A 19,177-nucleotide genomic window follows, 5' to 3' on the forward strand; every position below is an offset into this window, starting at 1 on the left:
TTTTTTTAGTGTATAAATCAGAGAGATATGTATATTTTCTGTAATGATTATTTTTTATCTATCTGATTGATCTACAATACATTTAATTTAACTTTAGAGGAAAATATTTCTAAAGGTTAAATTTAGTAAGAAAATTCTTAATCTTGGCTAGTGGTAATGATTTGAATGAATTTTTAAGTGGTTTGGCTGTCCTGCTAGTGTATTAATCATATTAAACGTTTTCTGTGGGCGCATAATTAAACCGATAGAACGGCCTTCTTGAGCTGCGTATTGCAAGCGAACAAAATCTTGCTCGCTTATTTCAGGTAGCCACCCTAAAACCACACTGTAATTACCACTTCTTAGTGCTTTTTCCATGGCGCCAATCGTAGTGATATCTTCCATATGGTTTAATTGCATAACCTTATGAGTTGGTATTCCTGATTGTTCTAACCAGTGCTTACTGAGTTTCTTATTAGGGCTTAACCAGAGTAACCAGCGTGATTGAACCCCAAACTGGCGAAGCATTGGCAACAAAATGTAATCCATAATAGGGTGTTTTTCATCGTAAACAAGCTCGCTCACCATACCTTGTTGCATAGAGCTGTTAGTAAGCCCTGTCGCAGGGATTGATTGTGCGTAATTATTAAGAGAATGTTCTGTTGAGTTGTTCCAAGAATAGATGCTCATAATTTACCTCGTTACAATGCTGTATAAACATACAGTAACTGTATATCCATCCAATATCAAGACTATTTTTTCAAAGCGCTTCGCAACTTTGTTGTTTTTTTCTGCATTCTTCTTGGCATTTTTTATGGAAGCTCTCAAAATTAGTTATGCGTAATTATCTGTAAAAAAAGAAGTTATAAAATTATTTTTCTCAAGGATGAAAATTGAGCATACCCAAAAAGGAGTTTGGTAATGTTGTTAGAAGAAGAAAAAATTTTTTATTTATCTCGTTTGTTAAGTCAGTTTGGCGAGCTAAAACGTAAAAATCATTTTGGTGGATTTTGTCTATTAGTCGATGATGCCATTGTAGGGTTGGTACTCGATGGTTGTTTTTATTTGCGTGGCTGCTTAGTGGCAAGAAGTCACTTTGAAGCGTTAGGGTTTAATCGGTTAGTTTATAGTAAAAAAGGCATTCCATTAGAAATGCGCTACTATCTACTTTCGGAACAAGTTTGGCATGACGAGTCCTTGTTTCTCCAATATATTGAGTTGGCGTACCGTTCAGCTATCGAGGAATTAAAACAAAAGCAATCAATGACTATGCGTATAAAAGATTTGCCTAATATGAATATGTCGGTTGAGCGCGCACTAGGGAAAATCGGGGTATCGCATGTTGATGAGCTGCGTATGATGGGGGCAAAGGCTTGTTTTATGAAGCTAAAAAAACATGGTAGGAATAACCCAAGTATTAAGTTACTCATTGGCTTAGCTGCTGCAATAGAAGGGTGTCATAGTGCTGTTTTACCCAAGGATATCAAACAAGAGTTAATTGCTTGGTATAATAGTTTTGAGTTGACGTCAGCCTAAACCTGCGGAAAGCGACTGTTATTATTAGAATTAATATTACATTACGCGATATGAAATGGGCGGGTATTTAGGATTTTAATACCCGCTCATCGGTATATTTATGACGCACTAATGGTTCGAATTATCTGTTTTATCTCAGGGATTAATTCGAGTAATAACTTAGTTTGTTCCATGATAAGTAACGTTTTTTCGTCATCACTAGTTGAAATGTTATCTATTCGGTTTAATAAACTATGGCGAAGCTTATCTGATTTTTCATCAATAACGAGTGGGTCAATGATGGTGATTTGTAACGACGATTCAACATAGCAAATTGCGTCGTTGAGTAATGAAAGGTTACCTTCATTTTGCATTTTTTCACGATGTGCGCCTAATGCAGAAATATAACTGAGTAAGGTATGGTTTAAGCAGAGTAGGCGAAAAGCTTGTTCTTGGGTGATTCGATAAGACTTGGGGTCAGAAGCCATATTGGACACAATAGAAGCGAACTCTGCATCATTATTATGTGCATCTCTACGTGCAATTCGGTACTCAAGGCGGTTGTCTTTACCTTGGTAGTATTGTTGTAAAATAGCATCTAAATAGCGACAGTTGCTGTCCATTGTTTTTTGAATGACTTGGGGAAGTTGGCGGAACTTCCAGTCTGGCCAAATAAAACTCACTGCAAGTAATGCAATAAAACAACCAATTAATGTGTCAATGATCCGTGGAAGTGCAACATCAAACCCCTCGCCCAGTAGGTTAAAACAAAACAAAACGAGAAGTGTGATAAATAATGTTGCTTGGGCATATTGACTACTGCGAAACATAAAAAACAGTAAACCAGAAATAACGATTAGCGTAAGTTGCCCTTCCATTGAAGGGATTAAATTCAGCAAAGGTAAGCCAATAAGAATACCAACGATAGTTCCTATTATGCGAAGGGCTAAGCGCCGTTTAGTGGCACTGTAGTTTGGTTGGCATACAAATAAACTCGTGAGTAATATCCAATATCCTCTTTCCATATCAAATAGTTGTATGATGATATAGCCAGTACAAAGGAGAATTGACATTCTTACTGCATGGCGAAATAAAGAGGATTTTGGTGTTAAATGGTGCTTAACTCGCGAAATAATATCACTAATACCTGATAACGATTCGTCAGATAACTGTTCTATTTGCTTATTATTTTGCTGCCATGAACTCTGCTCAAGGCTTAGGCCTTTCAGTTGGACGTCAATTCCTTTTAAGTTTTTAAGTAAGTTATATAGGGCCTTAATTTCATGAAGCTCAGGCGATTGCTGTTTTAGTAGCTGTAGCGATTTTTCAATGTAAGTGAAAGTACGCTCAAAACGAGGGTTATGTTGGTATTGTTTACGCCATAAAACAGATTGAGCAACTTGCTGGCAGGCTCTCGCTTGCATAGTTAATAGGCGTTGGAAACGAAATAAAATATCACAATGACGTAAAGTACGGCTAAGTTGTTGATATTGAATATGAGACGAACTCGCTCGTTCGTGAATATCTTGGGCAACAAAATAGTATTGTAGCGAATTTCGGGTACCTTTTTGCCCCCGGTCTCCTTTTAACCGACTCAGTAATGCAATTTTTGCTTGGTTCATGGTACTGACCAAATGACTGTTTACTAATGCTAAATCATAAACTGAGCGTTGGTAGTCATCTTCTAAGTCAGGGTCAAATAAGTTGGCTTTTGCATCTAGATAAGCTGAAAGTTGCTGATAGCATTGGGTAATTGCATCTTGTAATGGCCTAACAGGAAATAAGATATGCCCAATCAAGGTTAAAATATTATACCAAATTGCCCCTGTGAGTAATAATGTGGGTTGTTGGTACCAAGTATCAAAAATGGGTACGCCGAGCATGGTATAAATGGCAATTAACAGCGCACCAAATGCGATGGTTGCGTATCGCTGCCCTAAAGCGCCAAGAAGAATAAAGCCACAGGTAGAAAATGCGAGGCCAAAAAAGAAAAATAAAGGATAGGGAAAAAGTAGTTCAATAGAAACTGATGCAATAAAAAAACAAAAAAGTGTAATAATTAAATTTTTTATTCTGCCAGTTAGCCTATCATCTAAGTCAGTTAGTGCTGCAGCAACCACACCCAATGTCAGTGGGATGGTGATTTTAGGCTCTTGGTTTAACAACCACGGCACTAAGGTTGCGCCTGTCAGGGCTATAAATATTCGGATATAATATAAAAAATGGCTGTTATATAGCACACGACGATAACTGGTAAGCAGTGTTAACACAAAGTACCTCAAAGGTAAGACAAGCCCTAATCTATATAGGATAGCTTGTTTGCAAGGAATAAAAAACCGTTTGGAATCAAGCCAACCGTATTTTTGTCATTGATTTTCTCAGGTGCAGGACGTATGGAACTGAAATCAACACAGATTGGACAGCGTCTGGCTCAGCATCCCTACAATCGGGTTCGCTTACTCAACGCAGGTATTGAAGTGAGTGGTGAAAACCACCAATATCTTATCCCATTTAATGAACTTATCGATCTTCGTTGTAAGAGAGGGATTGTTTGGGGGGAGTTAGAATTTGAAATTGTGAATGAACAAGTTGTTCGTTTACATGGTACTGAATGGAAGCAAACTCAGCGCTTTTACCATTATTTGAATGAAAAATGGCAACAATGGAGCACTGAAATGAGTCAAGTCAGTGCTAGTGTATTGACTGAATTAGTTAATTCGATTGAACAATTGACACAACAAGACAGGTGGCTAACATTACGTCATCTATCTGAAATAAAAGATAAAATATCACAAAACTTTTCGTCTCTGCCTATGCCTTTGGTGCGCATTTCATTATATGAAAATTGTGCAGCACAATATCACGAATGTCTGAATTGGCTGAATAGCGGTCAAGAATGCCGAAAACAAATTAACGATCACTGGTGTGAGTCTGTATTAGTTCGTTATCACGATTTTTTCCAGCAAGTAGAAACATCACCACTCAATTATTCACAGTCCTTATCTGTGATTAATGGTGAGGATAATGTATTAGTACTGGCGGGGGCTGGAAGTGGTAAAACATCAGTCCTAGTTGCAAGAGCGGGTTGGCTAATCTTGCGAGGTTTGGCAAAACCAGAACAAATTCTTTTGTTGGCTTTTGGCCGTAAAGCTGCAGATGAAATGAATGAGCGTATTCATTTACGTTTACAACAAGATATTGAAGCTAAAACTTTCCATGCGCTTGCTCTACATATCATTCGTGAAGGTAGCAAAAAATCGCCAGTGATTAGCGAGTTAGAAACAGACACTCAAAAACGACAAACACTGTTATTAAACGAATGGCGAGAACAATGTTCAGCAAAGAAAGCGCAGGCAAAAGGATGGCGAGAATGGCTTTCTGAAGAGTTGCAATGGGAAATTCCAGACGGTGAATTCTGGAAAGACGAAAAAATTAGCACTAAAGTCACTGCCCGTTTAGACCGTTGGCTAAGTTTAATGCGTATGCATGGCGGTAGCCAGAAGGACATGATTGATAATACGTCGGAAGAAATAAGAGATCTTTTTCAAAAACGTATTCGTTTAATGGCGCCGCTATTGAAAGTATGGAAAAGCGCTTTGAAAGATGAAGGTGCAATTGATTTTTCTGGATTAATTCATCAAGCCATTAATATTTTAGAAAAAGGACGTTTTATTAGCCCATGGAAACATATTTTAGTTGATGAGTTTCAAGATATTTCACCTCTCAGGGCGAAGTTACTGCAAGCACTACGTCAGCAGAATAAGCAAACCACATTATTTGCGGTTGGAGATGATTGGCAAGCCATTTACCGGTTTAGTGGTGCAGAATTAGACTTAACGACATCGTTTGAACATAACTTTGGTATTGGGGAACTTTGCGCTTTAGACACGACTTATCGTTTTAACCAACGCATTGGTGAGGTTGCAAATCAGTTTATTTTACAAAACCCTATGCAGTTAGATAAGCCATTGAATAGTTTAACTAAAGGGAATAAAAAATCTGTTATTCTTCTTTATGAAGATGCCTTGGAACGCTTATTGGATAAAATGAGTGGTTATGTCCTTGATGATGAAACGATATTAGTACTAGCCCGCTACCATTATTTAAAACCTAATATTTTAGATAAAGCCAAAACTCGTTGGCCAAAATTAAATATTCAGTTTATGACTATTCATGCATCAAAAGGGCAGCAAGCAGATCATGTGATAATTTGTGGTCTGAATAGCGGAAAGGATGGTTTCCCTGCGCCTGCGCGCGAATCAGTTATTGAGCAAGCATTATTGCCTAAGCCCGAAGATTTTGACCATGCAGAAGAAAGGCGTTTGCTATATGTCGCATTAACACGGGCTAAGCAGCAAGTTTGGTTGCTTTATCACCCAGAAAAACCGTCAGAATTTGTCGATGAACTCAAGCAATTGGGCGTTCCAAAACAAAAGAAACCTTAAAGCTATATTATGATCTATTAAGTGCCAGAATACTCTGGCGCTTAATAGAGATAGAATTAGTTAGTTCGTTTGGTTAAATAGCTTTCGTAATCAGGAATAACGACGTCTATCGTATTATCAAAATAGGGTGAGGTGATTAAAAAATCTGCGGTTGCAGAGTTGGTTGCGACAGGAATATTCCAAACGGTGGCTAAACGTAGTAGTGCTTTAACATCTGGGTCATGAGGCACAGCATTAAGAGGGTCCCAGAAGAAAATTAATAGGTCAATTTTTTGCTCCGCAATCATTGAGCCTATTTGTTGGTCTCCCCCCATTGGGCCACTTAGCATACTCGTAACAGGCAACCCAGTGTGCTGGTGGATTAAATTGCCTGTAGTTCCTGTTGCGTATAAATTGTGAGCTTGAAGCCGTTCATTATTTTTCTTAGTCCAAGATAATAATGAAGGTTTACAGTGGTCATGGGCAACCAAAGCAATATTTTTTGAGGCTGTAATTTTACGGGTAGTTGATTCCATGATGTTCCCTTAAATAAGATGCGAGATAGACATCTTTAAAAATTGAATGAGCAAAGATATACAACATATATCATAATGCTAATGAATAGTTTATAGGTTTTGGGAGATATTTTGATGAGAGATCAAGAAATTGCTGAAATTTTAAAGCGTGTCCGGACAATCGCTTTAGTGGGAGCGAGTGATAAGGCAAATAGGCCGAGTTATGAAGTCATGGAATATCTTTTACATCAAGGCTATACCGTTATTCCTGTCAGCCCTAAATTGGCAGGTCAAACTTTGTTAGGGCAGCTAGTATACGAAAAGCTTAGTGATATACCTGGGCCTATTGATATGGTCGATGTGTTTCGTAATGCAGAAGCTGCAGTAGGAGTGGCCAGAGAAGCCGTGGAAATTAAAGCTAAAGTTTTGTGGTTACAAAAAGGAGTGATTAGCGAAGAAGCACAGCAAATCGCTTTGCAGGCTGGTTTGCAGTTTGTTATGGATAAATGTCCAAAACAAGAAATACCTGCTTTAGGTCTTGAAAAATAAAGTATTTCTAGCGTTAAAAAGTAAAGCAGCTAGTGAGCTGCTTTACGGTTGCGTTCATAAATAACAATATAGATAATTGAAGGTTAGTTGCGAAGGCGAGGAGCTTGCAACTGAGACCTTATGGATTCCGCTAGTTCATCCATTGATGGTTGTTCTGGATGGTCTTCTACGGTTTCATAAGTAATTTGAGCTTCAGCCAAATATGTATGAACTGCATCCCCATTGTCATCTTCCATAACAACATGATACCAAGGTAGATCGCGTAGTGTGCTGTTAGCGGCAATATCATCATCATGTGGTTGTTCGAGCGAATACTCAGCGTCAACATCTACAACGACGCCTAAGTAGCCGAGAAGTTTGTGCCTAACTTGTTGCCCGATTCCATATTTACTGGTGATCATCATAGCGACCTCCTAAAAGCCTTGCTTATACTTCAAACTATATATGGGCAGTGCTACGCGTTTTCAAGCTAATATATGGACAATTATTAATAACGCAATACACTGTCTTTATACGCAACTATGAAAAGCAGTGCCTCATTTAGCAGATTATCTGTTCAATGAATAAAAAACAACTGTTAAAAAGAAGGTATCAATACATTATGCTCTGACAACGGAGGCTCACATGACTGCATCAGGTCGATATTTTTATATTTATGGTCGTGTTCAAGGGGTTGGGTTTCGTTACCAAACCTATCATTGGGCTAATCAGAACGGCATAAAAGGTTTTGTGTGTAACCGAGATGATGGCAGTGTTAAGCTAGCCGTTTACGGAACAGAGCAAGATATTGAATTTGTTGATGAGTGGCTAAAAGCTGGGGGACCACCGGGAGCAAAAGTAGACCATTTTTTCACAGAAAACTGGAAGACCGAGCCAATAGCGGACTTTAGTGTCCGCTATTAGTGAAAAATTAAATACATTTCACCGGTTTTGGCAGGCCAGCAAGTTTAGTGGCTTGCTTAGCTGGCCCTTTTGGAAATAGCCGGTATAGATAGCGGCTATTGCCTTTTTCTTCGCCAAATTGTTGAGAAACTGCTTTAACCAACATGCGAATAGCAGGTGAGGTATTAAATTCCAAATAGAAGTTCCTGACGAAACGGATAATCTCTAGGTGTTCATTGGTAATTTCAATATCTTCTTGCTGCGCGAGCAAAGGTATTAATTCTTCGCTCCATTGTTGGCTATCAAGCAGGTAACCTTGCGCATCTGTTTCTATCTCTTGATTATTAAAAACCAACATACTCTTTTCAACTCAAATAAAATTAGAACGTAAATTTAGCAAAAATCGAGATATAACCCAAGTAAAGTCGTTAGAATGTCGATATTTTCACCCAACAGTATGAAAGGCGTATATTTTTAAAGCGAATGTTCAAATTAGGGGTTTACATCCAATGAGAGGATGTTTATAGTGCACGTCATTGCGGAGGGGTGGCCGAGCGGCTGAAGGCAGCGGTCTTGAAAACCGCCGATGGGAAACCATCCGAGAGTTCGAATCTCTCCTCCTCCGCCATCTTCACTTCTAGCAACATTTTCTAAAGTCTTCCAATCCCCTTAAGTTATACAAACAAACAAGCAAACAAGCATTCCAACTAAATCCCATTATTCCAACGTCTACTATCGTCTATTGAAAACTACCCCCCTTCAGGTGGTACATATGGGGTACATTTATACCCCATGATTTGAGTACCCCCAAATGAAGCTAACCGTTAAGCAAATTGATTCCAGTAAGCCTAAAGAAAAAGACTAAAAACTATCTGATGGTGGTGGGCTGTATCTATCGGTTCAAACTAATGACGGAAAATATTGGCGGTTAATATACCGAATCGATGGTAAAGAGAAACTTTTAGCTATTGGAATTTATCCAACCGTTAAACGCCGTTTCACAATAGCTTGTGTGAGGACATAAAAGCCCCGAACAGCGAGGGACGCTGCTCTGGTGGCGTATGTTAGACAATGAACGGTGAATCAATACTGTCATGAGTCAGTACAGACACAAGCAAGCCCAGTTTTTCATTACTGCATTCACGTAAAAACGCTAAATCGGTATCTAATCGGTAAGTTGCCATCAGTGTTATTCCCTAGCTTGAAAAAGAGAACACCACGATAACAACCTCACCAGGCAGGTTATGTCCGGCTATTTGGCTTTTTTTCGAGAGAAAAATGAAGGGAAATGACAGGGGTGTCATGGATTTAATTTAACTGATTGATATTAATTTTAATTATTGGGTTTCGTGTCAGTGATATATATTTGAAAAATCGTTGAGTATCAATAGGCATAAAAATACGCAAGAAGCGACATTGAACAAAACAATGACACTTGACTTAAGTTAAATTAACATAACGACCTTTGACACAGGAGGTCGTTATGAAAATGCCCGCTTCTCTATGGGTTATATTAATTGTTTTTTCCCTTTTCATGCTTATACATATAACTGGCGCTTTTTTTTACGTTTCTAGCATGTTGAGATTAAGTTCATCAGTTGATGTCTGGAGTAGCTCTGATGGGGCGTTCTTAATTATTGGGTTGACATTGTATCAACTTGTATTACCGACAGTAGAAGTTTTAACTGTGGTTTTAGTTTTAATGAAGAAAAAAATTGGAGCAGCTTTATTGAAAATTCTATGGTCAATCATAACGCTAATGTCAATTTTTTCTGCATTTAAAGGGATTAATAACGCACTCGAAGGAAATGGGTTTTCAAGCATGGCAGAGAAAACAGGCGGTGTTATAGGTGTATTATTATTACCAATCATAATGATTTTCTTGACTTATATTCTTTTTAAATCCTCTAGAGTTAAAGATTATTTTCAGTCAGTATCAGCAAAGTAATAAAAACAAATGAGCCAACTACTCAAGTTGGCTCATTTTGATCACCTATCAAAATATTCCACTTCGGCTTCTTCGGTTTCAGAAAGACAGCCACCGGACTTACCGATTAACGGAATACCTTGACCATAGCTAATGCATGAATACGAAGAGAGGTATAGTCAACTCTGGTATTCATTCTTCATGATAAATTAAGGAATTAAAGTTGATGAAAAGCCGTTATCAAATTCAATTTTCACCATCAAGATTGGAAGCAGAGAAAATACGAAAACTCATTCAAATGCCAGTTACTGTAGATAAGGAAAAAATGCCATACAGATTATTTACTAATCTATGGAATTTATTAGCTATAGCATCGATTGTATCGGGGATCGCCTTATTGATGATTGGGTATAAGGCTTATTCAGTTGTAGATGGTTTTTCTGGCTTAAAAAACTTAGGTCTTTTTTCTTTTTGTGGCTTAGTCAGCTCGTTAGCATGCTTGTATATAACCTTTCGAATAGAAATGCATTACTTATATAGAAATGAAGAAAAAGAACATAGCGATCCTGATTCTCTAGTCAAAGTTAAAATTAACAGGAAATACATAGACAATATGACGAGGGGCACCTTAGTCAGGGTATTTTGGCAAAATATAGAAGAATGTTATATCAGGGAAGAGTATCTGTTTATTTTTGCTTCTGATGGTGAAGGCACTGTTATCCCTGCGAGGGTTTTAGCTGATGGCGAGTTTGATAAATTATATCAGTTTGTTATGGAACAGATTGATAACCATAAACCATGATAGATACTCAAAGTACAGTCTAGTTATTTATTATTGGACTTGTACGCCTTGACCGTAACTAATATACGTACACGATACAGATGATGTAATTATTATCGCTATGAAAAAATGATTCTATCAGAGCTAAATGAAATTAGTTTGATTTTATATGAATTTATCCACCAAGAAAATAGATATATGCAGATTAATACACTATTAAAATAAGGAGGAAAAATTAAACTTACAAGACTTGTATGGTGATTGTGGAACTATTTTAATAAAATCAATTTGTTGTAATTACTTTTTCGATTGAAATATTTGGTTACATAGTTTATTTCTATGTACATTAGAACTTACTGGGCTTATCGCAGTTTGGTCTATTTTTTGTTCGATGATAATTCGGTTATGATTCATTTTTAGTGTTTTTCTGAAATTATATAGCGATATTTCAACCAGTTTACGCTAAGTCACTTATCCTAGGGAGATACAAAAAGGCCGCTAGGTTTACAGTCTATCCATAAGCTTTTATTATCCTTAACTCAAATCTTACCGTGCGCACTGGCTGAGATGACGGAAATTAACAGTTAATTATATTTACTTAACTCAATTTGTCATTCTTGATAAAGGATATCGCTATGCCAACTCCATGCTATATTTCCATTGAAGGAAAAACCCAAGGCAACATCACTGCCGGTGCATTTACTGCGGATTCTGTGGGTAACATCTATGTACAAGGTCATGAAGACCAAATGCTGGTGCAAGAATTTTCTCACGTTGTGACTGTACCGACAGACCCGCAATCCGGCCAGCCTTCAGGCCAACGTGCGCACAAGCCGTTCCGTTTCACCGTGGCGTTAAATAAAGCGGTTCCACTGCTGTATAACGCCTTAGCCTCTGGCGAAATGCTGCCGAAAGTGGAACTAAAATGGTACCGCACCTCAGTTGAAGGTAAACAAGAGCATTTCTTCACCACCACGTTAACCGATGCGACTATCGTCAATATTGACTGCCAAATGCCACACTGCCAAGACCCGGCAAAAGCCGATTTCACGCAGTTAATCGAAGTCTCTCTGTCTTACCGCAAAGTGGACTGGGAGCACACGGTTGCAGGCACATCGGGTGCTGATGACTGGCGCGCACCGCTCGAAGCGTAATACCTTTTTGACGGGCTCTTTTGGGCTCGTCATCGCTTTTATTTCGTTCCCCGCTTCTTATCCATTTTGTCATGGAGACTAGTGATGTTTAGCAAAGACCCCAAAAAAACCACCATTGACCCCGTTTCTATTGTCAAAGATGAAGCGGTAAATCAAGTTAAAAATAAAGTGCAATCTAAAGTCAATGAGTTGGTGTCCAGTAAAGTACAAAAAGCGGCAGCATTAGCCCAGCAAGGGGGGGCTTTGGTATCAACAGCGGCATCTATGGCAACTCAGGCGACATCCCAATTGAACAGTGTAGCCAATAACCCGCTTATCCATGGCGGTGGATTTGGTGGTGGATTAAAACTTGGTGGTGGACAAACTTTTTCAGAAAGTCAGGCATTACAAGCCGCTCACGGGGCATTGTTAGATGCACTAGGCATGGGAAGTCTGGAAAGTGGCTTGGTGTTTACATGCTCAATTGCTGGGCTACCTGATGAAACTTTTCAAGTTACCGAATTTAATTTAACGGAAGGGTTGTCTTCGTTATTTTCCCTTTCGATTAGTGCTGTTAGTGCCTTACCGTTTATTGATTTTCAGAAACACCTTGGCGTCGCCTCTTCTTTAACAGTCAAGCGTGATGGTGCCCAAGTCCGTAAAGTGAATGGCATTTTAGCAGGGGCGGTTCAAGGGAATACGGATGGCGTAAAAACGTGGTATCACTTTGATATTCGTCCAGAAATGTGGGTGATGACCCTAAATCAAGATAGCCGAATTTTTCAAAATCAAAACGTACCGACCATATTAAAAACCTTGCTGGATGAAGCGCATGTGAAGTCGGACTGCAAGTTTTACCGTGATGACTTACATCCCAAACGTATTTACACCACCCAAAAGCGAGAATCCGCCTTTGATTTTTGGTGTCGTCTCGCCTTTGAGGAAGGGATTAACTTTTGGTTTGAAGAAAACCAATTGTTTTACAGTGACGAACACATGGGGATGACGGCGGGAATTAACCTGATGTATAACCCGCAAGCGGATACGGATATCAGCGACAGTACCGCCATGACATGGCAGTATGGTGAATACTTGTGTGTGGATGAAACCATTCATAAAGACAATAATTTCATTCGCCCTTCCTACCCACTTCAACATGAAAATAAATTGGAAAAGGGTGGGCAACACAGCGTCTTTGAAAGTTACGGCCGTTTTCAATTAGATGAAGAGGGTAAGCCACTCACCCAAATTCGTTTTGAACAGTTACGTAATGGGAGCAAGGTGGGCAATGCCACAACAAACTGCTTTGCCTTGATGCCGGGTAAAATCTTTACCTTATCGAATCATCCACACCTCCCGATGAATAACAGTTGGCAAGTTATTAGCGTGAGCCATCATGGTGTTCAACCTCTGGCAGACAATGGCGGAGGGGATGGTACTCAGTTGTCGAACAGCGTTTCTTTTATCCCTGGTACGCAAGAGTGGCGGCCACCTTATCGTTATAAACCAACCGCGGATGGTGATGAAGTTGCGACTGTCGTGGGCCCTCCGGGTGAAGAAATCTATGTCAATGAACATGGTGCGGTGAAAGTCCATTTTCACTGGGACAGACGTGGAGAGCCTGACCACAGTGCTTCGTGTTGGGTGCGTGTTGCGATGGGCTGGAGTGGCGGCGGCTATGGTTTTTCTGCGGTTCCACGCATCGGAACGGTCGTTCAGATTAGTTACCTCAATGGGGATATTGATAGGCCGATTATCACGGGCTGTACTTATGATGGTCGCAATGCGACTCCAATCAGTTTTCCTGAAAATAAAACCCGTACCACGTTTCGGACGAAAACCCATAAAGGGGAAGGGTTTAACGAGCTGCGCTTTGAGGATGAAAACGGCAAACAGGAAGTGTTTATACATGCCCAGAAGGATATGAATACCAAAGTGTTGAATAATCGGACTACGCATGTGTTGGCTGATCATTTAGAGGTGGTTGAAAAAAATCAAATGGTCAAAGTGACCCTAAACCAAGATGAAGAAGTGGGTGAAAGTAAAAAATTGCACGTCAATGAAAATTATCAACAAAGGGTTGGTGCGAATAAGACGTCGATAGTCAAGGAAAATATCCAATATGTTGCGGGCGATTCATTTGAAATAGTGTGTGGAAAATCGATATTGCGAATGGATAAAGACGGATATATTCGTATTCAGGGTCATGAAGTTATTATTGAAACGTCAGGTGATCAGTTCCTTAAAGCTAATGGCGATATTACATTTAAAGCTAAAACTATTTTAGGTAATTAGTCATGACAAAATTATCCATAACCAATGAAATACGACCAAATGATCCATCACTTCTAGATGAAATCATTGAACAAACAGAACCTCTTTCTTTGGCTGAAGAGCAAGCAAGACTTCCATCGATTCAATTAGCTCGGCTTGTTAGCTACAGTGAGAAAAGTGTATTTATTGCATTAAATGAGATTGATACACCTATTTTAGCGTTGAGTTTAGCGCCGATAGTGGAGTCAGACATAGGTAAAATTTGTGCAATTCAATTTATCAATGGTAATAAGCAGAACCCACTAATCATGGGGCTGATCCAACAAAACAATCATTCGATGATATTGCCAGAAACTCCGTTAAATAACATGATGTTTTCGTCTCCAGAGCATGGGCAGTTACATATTCAAGCAAGTGAATCTATTACATTACAGTGTGGTGAGTCGAGTTTAACTCTTACTGCGGATGGTTTTGTGCAAATAAAAGCGCTTTATATTGATAACTATGCTTCAGCAACGAACCGTATTAAGGGCGGTTCAGTGCAAGTTAATTGAAGGGGACTAGGAATATGGAGTTGATAAATAACGCTAAACATACGACGGCTAAAGCGACAGTGATGATTGATAAAGCGGGATTTGAATATCTGGTTGTGGTGATGAAAGCTAGCTACCATTTACCTGATGATAATCAACTTGCACGTCCAATTATTCCTCCTAAAGCACTGGCTTATACGGATACATATACTGGTGAAGTGGGAACTTCTGTTCCTCTTTATGATGCTGACTTTGTCTTAAGAAAGCATAAGTGTGATGTGATCTTTAATGCTAACGCGTTTGCACCGAATGCCGAACCGACTCAGCATTTAATGGTATCGGTACAGGTCGGTGAAATGAAAAAAAGTCTCTCTGTCATTGGTTACCGACAGTGGCAACAGGGAACTGAACATTATACGGCAGGTGATGTGACTCCGTTTACAACCGTTCCTTTACATTATGGTTTTGCTTTTGGTGGGCAGTATCATTTCCAAGATGAGATGATCTCTCACTCTATTAATCCATTAGGAAGAGGTTATTTTTCTTTAGAAAAACCGAATGGGGAGATGATGATGCCCCAATTAGAAAACCCAAAAGAACTAGTCGATGCACCTGATAATGATGTTAAGCCTATTGCCCTCTCAGTATTACCCCGCCATTACGGGGAGCGTGTGAAATACGCGGGAACTTTCGATGATAAATGGCGTAATGAAACGGCACCGTTTCTACCGGATGATTTTGATGAATGTTATTTCCAATCTGTACCAGATGACCAACAGATTGATTTTCCTGTCGGTAATGAAGTGATTACGTTAACCAATATACATCCGACTCGTCCAGAAATTCATTTCAAGCTTCCAAGGTTAAATAATGTCCCCGTACGATTATATCAGCGTGATGGCGAGGTAGTATTGCTAACACCTAAGGTAGATACCCTCTATTTTGAACCCGAAAAGAATTATTTCTCTGTTATTTGGCGTTGTCATCATCAGATCCGTACTATTCAAGATGTTGAACAAGTGCTTGTAGGGCCATTATTAGATAGTTACGTATCTCGCCAAGCACCAGTGTCGACATGTCGGGGGTAAGATGAAAGATAAACCATATTTGTCAATTATTTCTGCTGGACTATGTACCCCTGTGGGAACGGACCTATTTTCTGCTACCGCGGCTATTCGAGCGGGGCTAGACCATTTCCGGGAAACTCATTTTCGAGACACACTAAATCACCCAATCATTGGCTCTCTGTTATATGACTGCCAAATATGGGGACCTGCACGATTTATTGCTTTAATTAACGATGTCATTGAGCAATCACTAAAAACCATCACGGTAGATAAAGAACACATTGTAGTGTGTTTATTATTACCGGAAGAAGATAGGCCAGGAATGTTCCCTCAATGGCTTAAGATGATTTCAGAGACAGTCTTACAGCCTTTTCATACTAACTCGATAGCATTTAACCGAGGTAAAGCCGGGATCGGTGAAGCCCTGCCTTTTGTACAGGAAATATTGTCAACTCAAACAGCTGACGTGGCATTACTAATTGGGTGCGATAGCTATTTTAACGCAGAAACTATTCGCCATTATATGGACACACATCGGTTATTACACTCAGAAAACAGAGATGGTTTTATTCCTGGGGAAGGTGCAGCCTCAGTCGTCTTGACATTAGCAGACAATAGGCACAGTCATGTAAATATTCTTGGTTTTGATACTCAGCTAGAAGCGGCACATATTCTTCAAACTAAATTACCCTTAAGAGTAAAAAGTTTATCAGAGGCAATTGAGCATGCTTGCCAAGGCTCATATCTTTCATTAAGTGATACTCAATTTCACATTAGCGACGCTAATGGCGAATCTTTTTATTTTAAAGAAATATCGTTGGCAACAACTCGTACGTTAAAAGAAAAAGTTGCACATTATCCTCATTATTTAATTGCTAAAAGCCTAGGTGAAACAGGAGCAGCAAGCAGTGTGATGATGTTGGCAACCTTGTTTGAATGGATGAAACATCCAGAAGGACCCGGAGATAGCGGATTGGTGATATCTAGCGCAGATAGCGGGGAAAGAACGGCGATTATTTTACAATATCAAGAGGTTAAATAGATGGATACACGTGTCTATGTTAATGATCGAGAAGCATGCTCTAAGGCATCTGATGGCGTATCAACGGCCGCATTTCCAGACCCTTGCTGGTCTCCAGGGCCAAGTGTAGTTCCTTATCCAAATACGTCAAAAGCGGATGCGTTATCAAATGGCACCGCAACGGTGTTTATTCAAAATACCATGGTAGCTCAGGAAGATCGTTCATTTTTTTCTACTAGTACTGGCGATGAACCTGCCACTTATGGGTTAGCTAAAGGGGTGATGACGGGAGTAATCAAAGGTAAGGCTTATTTCCGTTCATGGTCATTGAATGTGAAATTTGAAGGATATGGCGTTGCCCGCCATCAAGATTTAATGACACACAACCATGGTTCTTTTCCGTCTAATACACCGACTTTTCCTTATGTTTCCCGCGGTGTTTTTGGGGGATTAAAAGCGTGTGATAAAGAAAATACGCAAGTTGAAAAACGTTGTGAGCCGGATAAAGATAATTCAGAGACACAGCAAACGCTCAAAAAAGAGAGCAAGCTCAGAAAAGCTTTAGCAAAAAAAAAGCAACGACAAAATAAAAAGAACAGCAAAAAATGGCATTGGACGGATGACCATTGTGCTGGGCTTGAAATAAAAGTATCAGGAAATACCCCTGAAGAAATGCAGGAAATGGCGAAAGAATACATGGATGATATGTCTGAGTCGATACAGACATTAAAGAGTGAGTTGGATTACGTTAATGCATTAAAAAGTAAGCTAACGGACATGGCTGAAAATGCAGCAATGAAAGCCTTGGGGAAAGTAGGGGCGAAAGCAGTTGCAAAACAAGCTGTGGGTAGTGCTGTTCCAGCGTGGGGAAATGCGGCAATGGCCATTTGGACATTGGGCGACCTTGCTTATTCTGGCTTTGAGATTAGTTCTATTAAATCAGCGGCTGAAGAAGGGCTTGAGCAAATCAAAGTGTTATCCGAAAAAGCCGAAGACATCAAGAAATTGATGAAAGAAGCGGAGAGTTATAAAAATCTGTCACCTGAAGAACAAATAAGAAGAGCCCAAAAGTTAGCCGAAGACACGCAAGAAATATTAGCCTCATTAAATGCATGCGCACGGGCAAGAAAATGCAATTTAGTGCCCTATTCTGTAAAAAATGCCATTAAGGGGGCTAGAGGGAGTAAAACGGAGCCGGCCAACAACGGCGGGTGTTGCAAAGGGCAAACGGGGCATCATTTAATTTATTCCAATATGATAAAAGACGCCTGTCCAAATTATGATGCGTCAATTGCCCCAACTGTTTGTGTCGAAGGAACTTCTTGGCATGGTGGAAGCCATGGGCGTATTCATACGGCGATGGATGATGAACTTAGCCGCTTAGTTAAAAATAATAAATTAGATAATAATACACTGAGTATGGATCAGGCGATTGATGCGGCGGTACGTTCCCACAAAAAAACATTTCCATATGCCAACTGTTCTAATCATTGCATAAGAGAACAACTTAAGGGCTACTACTTGCCGATGTGTAAGAATGCACGATTGCCTGCCAAAGACTCTCGAGGTAATCCAATAACAGTTGAAAAAGAGAGAGAAAGATAATGAGTTATGTTACCAAAGAACATTGGGCTAAATATATCAAAGGGTATATTTTTACTGGATGTGCAATCCGAGATAAAAATATCGTGTATTTTTGCTTACGCAAAGATGTTCCCTATGAAAAAGCCAGAAATCTCTGGAATAGTGAAATACCTTCACAGTTGTTATGTATTTATTTAGATACACCAGATGACCCGATTGATTATATTAGATTTGAGGGGTTTGATAGTCCTAAAGTGGGAGTTTGTTTCAAACCAAAAGAACAAGGGATGCTTGCTTCTAGAGGGGATGATGGGTTTGTAAAATCTATGGGTAGTGGTTCTAAGTTTCCCTTAGAAAAGGTCATGGAAGGTGATTTTGCAAATCCTAAAAATATCAAATGCATTGAAGGTTATGCCTATTATGTCGGCTCTGCACGTGAAATTTATAAACGTGTCGACATTGGAAAATGGGTGCGACTTCAAAAAGGTATTCCAGGTGGAGAAACAGATACCGATATGGGATTCACGGATCTTGATGGTTTTTCAGAGCAAGATATGTATGCCGTTGGCGGTGAAGGGGATGTCTGGCACTATGATGGTGAACAATGGATCCCCTGTGGCTTTCCCTCCAATGAACAATTAAGCGCAGTGCTGTGCGCCCCAGATGGTTATGTGTATATCGGTGGTGAAGGCGGCAGCCTATGGCGTGGCCGTCAATTCCAATGGGAAAAATTGTACCACGGGGGCTCGACGATTTTACTGAATCAACTGCGCTGGTTTGAAGATAAAGTCTGGGCTTGTGATGACTATCGTTTACAGTGTTGGGACGGCAATGAAATGGTACGCCCGATGGATGGTGATGAATCTGTTCTTCTGTCTGGCCATATGGATGTGCGTGACGGCATGTTAGTGGTAGCGGGTGATTATAGTGTAGACCTGTATGATGGAACGGTATGGCATAAGATTGTTAGGCCTTATAGTTAATAAAACATGT

The 19,177-nt window shown here is 39.7% G+C and carries 19 protein-coding genes, 1 tRNA gene and 1 pseudogene; 15 read left to right on the forward strand and 6 right to left on the reverse strand.

The features are described from left to right. Nucleotides 1-147 precede the first annotated feature (147 nt). Nucleotides 148-669, reverse strand: coding sequence for an SOS-induced cell division inhibitor SulA (sulA, locus tag M1F25_RS07880; RefSeq protein ID WP_036957904.1), 522 nt, complete (start codon nt 667-669; stop codon nt 148-150). Between the two features lie 231 nt (nt 670-900). Here sulA and M1F25_RS07885 point away from each other — a divergent pair, with 231 nt between their 5' ends. Next, nucleotides 901-1,515, forward strand: a complete 615-nt coding sequence (locus M1F25_RS07885; protein ID WP_136134709.1) for a TfoX/Sxy family DNA transformation protein — start codon at nt 901-903, stop codon at nt 1,513-1,515. 98 nt (nt 1,516-1,613) lie between these two features. On the opposite strand, the gene yccS is transcribed toward M1F25_RS07885, so the two are convergent. Further along, a complete protein-coding gene (gene yccS / locus M1F25_RS07890) occupies nt 1,614-3,764 on the reverse strand; it encodes a YccS family putative transporter (RefSeq protein ID WP_181489564.1) in 2,151 nt (716 codons plus the stop codon). Nucleotides 3,765-3,887: 123 nt separating this feature from the next. Here yccS and helD point away from each other — a divergent pair, with 123 nt between their 5' ends. Next, complete coding sequence (gene helD / locus M1F25_RS07895) at nt 3,888-5,939, forward strand: DNA helicase IV (RefSeq protein WP_112308202.1); 2,052 nt, start codon at nt 3,888-3,890, stop codon at nt 5,937-5,939. 56 nt (nt 5,940-5,995) lie between these two features. Here the strand turns inward: helD and M1F25_RS07900 are convergent, their stop codons facing one another. Beyond that, entirely contained in the window at nt 5,996-6,454 is a 459-nt protein-coding gene (locus M1F25_RS07900) for a methylglyoxal synthase (protein WP_004256102.1), read from the reverse strand. 114 nt (nt 6,455-6,568) lie between these two features. On the opposite strand from M1F25_RS07900, the gene M1F25_RS07905 reads away from it, so the two are divergent. Beyond that, on the forward strand, nt 6,569-6,982 hold the full coding sequence (locus M1F25_RS07905) for a CoA-binding protein (protein ID WP_004256099.1): 414 nt from the start codon (nt 6,569-6,571) through the stop codon (nt 6,980-6,982). Between the two features lie 83 nt (nt 6,983-7,065). Here M1F25_RS07905 and hspQ read toward each other — a convergent pair whose 3' ends face one another. Further along, nucleotides 7,066-7,386 carry a heat shock protein HspQ gene (gene hspQ, locus M1F25_RS07910; RefSeq protein ID WP_004256095.1) on the reverse strand — a complete coding sequence of 107 codons (321 nt, stop codon included), beginning with the start codon at nt 7,384-7,386 and terminating at the stop codon, nt 7,066-7,068. 220 nt (nt 7,387-7,606) lie between these two features. On the opposite strand from hspQ, the gene M1F25_RS07915 reads away from it, so the two are divergent. Then, nucleotides 7,607-7,885: an acylphosphatase gene (locus M1F25_RS07915; RefSeq protein WP_004256093.1), complete on the forward strand. Its 279-nt coding sequence runs from the start codon at nt 7,607-7,609 to the stop codon at nt 7,883-7,885. Between the two features lie 7 nt (nt 7,886-7,892). Here M1F25_RS07915 and M1F25_RS07920 read toward each other — a convergent pair whose 3' ends face one another. Continuing rightward, complete coding sequence (locus M1F25_RS07920) at nt 7,893-8,222, reverse strand: TusE/DsrC/DsvC family sulfur relay protein (RefSeq protein WP_004256090.1); 330 nt, start codon at nt 8,220-8,222, stop codon at nt 7,893-7,895. 182 nt (nt 8,223-8,404) lie between these two features. Between M1F25_RS07920 and M1F25_RS07925 the strand changes: the two genes are divergently transcribed. Beyond that, a tRNA-Ser gene (locus M1F25_RS07925) sits at nt 8,405-8,492 on the forward strand. A 183-nt stretch (nt 8,493-8,675) separates the two neighbouring features. Further along, nucleotides 8,676-8,852, forward strand: a pseudogene (locus tag M1F25_RS07930) (Arm DNA-binding domain-containing protein); the annotation flags it as partial. 76 nt (nt 8,853-8,928) lie between these two features. Here the strand turns inward: M1F25_RS07930 and M1F25_RS07935 are convergent. Further along, nucleotides 8,929-9,048, reverse strand: a complete 120-nt coding sequence (locus M1F25_RS07935) for a DUF3944 domain-containing protein (RefSeq protein WP_377145485.1) — start codon at nt 9,046-9,048, stop codon at nt 8,929-8,931. Nucleotides 9,049-9,347: 299 nt separating this feature from the next. On the opposite strand from M1F25_RS07935, the gene M1F25_RS07940 reads away from it, so the two are divergent. The 9 genes from M1F25_RS07940 (at nt 9,348) to M1F25_RS07980 (ending at nt 19,167) form a co-directional block, all read left to right on the forward strand. Beyond that, complete coding sequence (locus M1F25_RS07940; protein ID WP_096864213.1) at nt 9,348-9,812, forward strand: hypothetical protein; 465 nt, start codon at nt 9,348-9,350, stop codon at nt 9,810-9,812. Between the two features lie 205 nt (nt 9,813-10,017). Next, nucleotides 10,018-10,593, forward strand: coding sequence for a YcxB family protein (locus M1F25_RS07945; protein WP_094960735.1), 576 nt, complete (start codon nt 10,018-10,020; stop codon nt 10,591-10,593). Nucleotides 10,594-11,207: 614 nt separating this feature from the next. Then, the gene (locus M1F25_RS07950) at nt 11,208-11,726 is read left to right on the forward strand and encodes an Hcp family type VI secretion system effector (RefSeq protein WP_004250011.1); all 519 of its coding nucleotides are present in this window, start codon (nt 11,208-11,210) and stop codon (nt 11,724-11,726) included. Nucleotides 11,727-11,810: 84 nt separating this feature from the next. Next, a complete protein-coding gene (locus M1F25_RS07955; RefSeq protein WP_181489565.1) occupies nt 11,811-14,000 on the forward strand; it encodes a type VI secretion system Vgr family protein in 2,190 nt (729 codons plus the stop codon). Between the two features lie 2 nt (nt 14,001-14,002). Next, nucleotides 14,003-14,533, forward strand: coding sequence for a DUF6484 domain-containing protein (locus M1F25_RS07960; RefSeq protein ID WP_094960737.1), 531 nt, complete (start codon nt 14,003-14,005; stop codon nt 14,531-14,533). A gap of 14 nt (nt 14,534-14,547) precedes the next feature. After that, nucleotides 14,548-15,600: a DUF2169 domain-containing protein gene (locus M1F25_RS07965; RefSeq protein WP_094960738.1), complete on the forward strand. Its 1,053-nt coding sequence runs from the start codon at nt 14,548-14,550 to the stop codon at nt 15,598-15,600. A 1-nt stretch (nt 15,601) separates the two neighbouring features. Continuing rightward, a complete protein-coding gene (locus tag M1F25_RS07970) occupies nt 15,602-16,621 on the forward strand; it encodes a 3-oxoacyl-ACP synthase (RefSeq protein WP_094960739.1) in 1,020 nt (339 codons plus the stop codon). After that, nucleotides 16,622-18,205, forward strand: coding sequence for a PAAR-like domain-containing protein (locus M1F25_RS07975; RefSeq protein ID WP_094960740.1), 1,584 nt, complete (start codon nt 16,622-16,624; stop codon nt 18,203-18,205). Then, nucleotides 18,205-19,167: a hypothetical protein gene (locus M1F25_RS07980; RefSeq protein WP_181489566.1), complete on the forward strand. Its 963-nt coding sequence runs from the start codon at nt 18,205-18,207 to the stop codon at nt 19,165-19,167. The genes M1F25_RS07975 and M1F25_RS07980 overlap by 1 nt, the downstream gene beginning before the upstream one ends. Nucleotides 19,168-19,177 lie beyond the last annotated feature (10 nt).

The organism is Providencia sp. PROV109, assembly GCF_033681625.1.
GTDB lineage: Bacteria > Pseudomonadota > Gammaproteobacteria > Enterobacterales > Enterobacteriaceae > Providencia > Providencia hangzhouensis.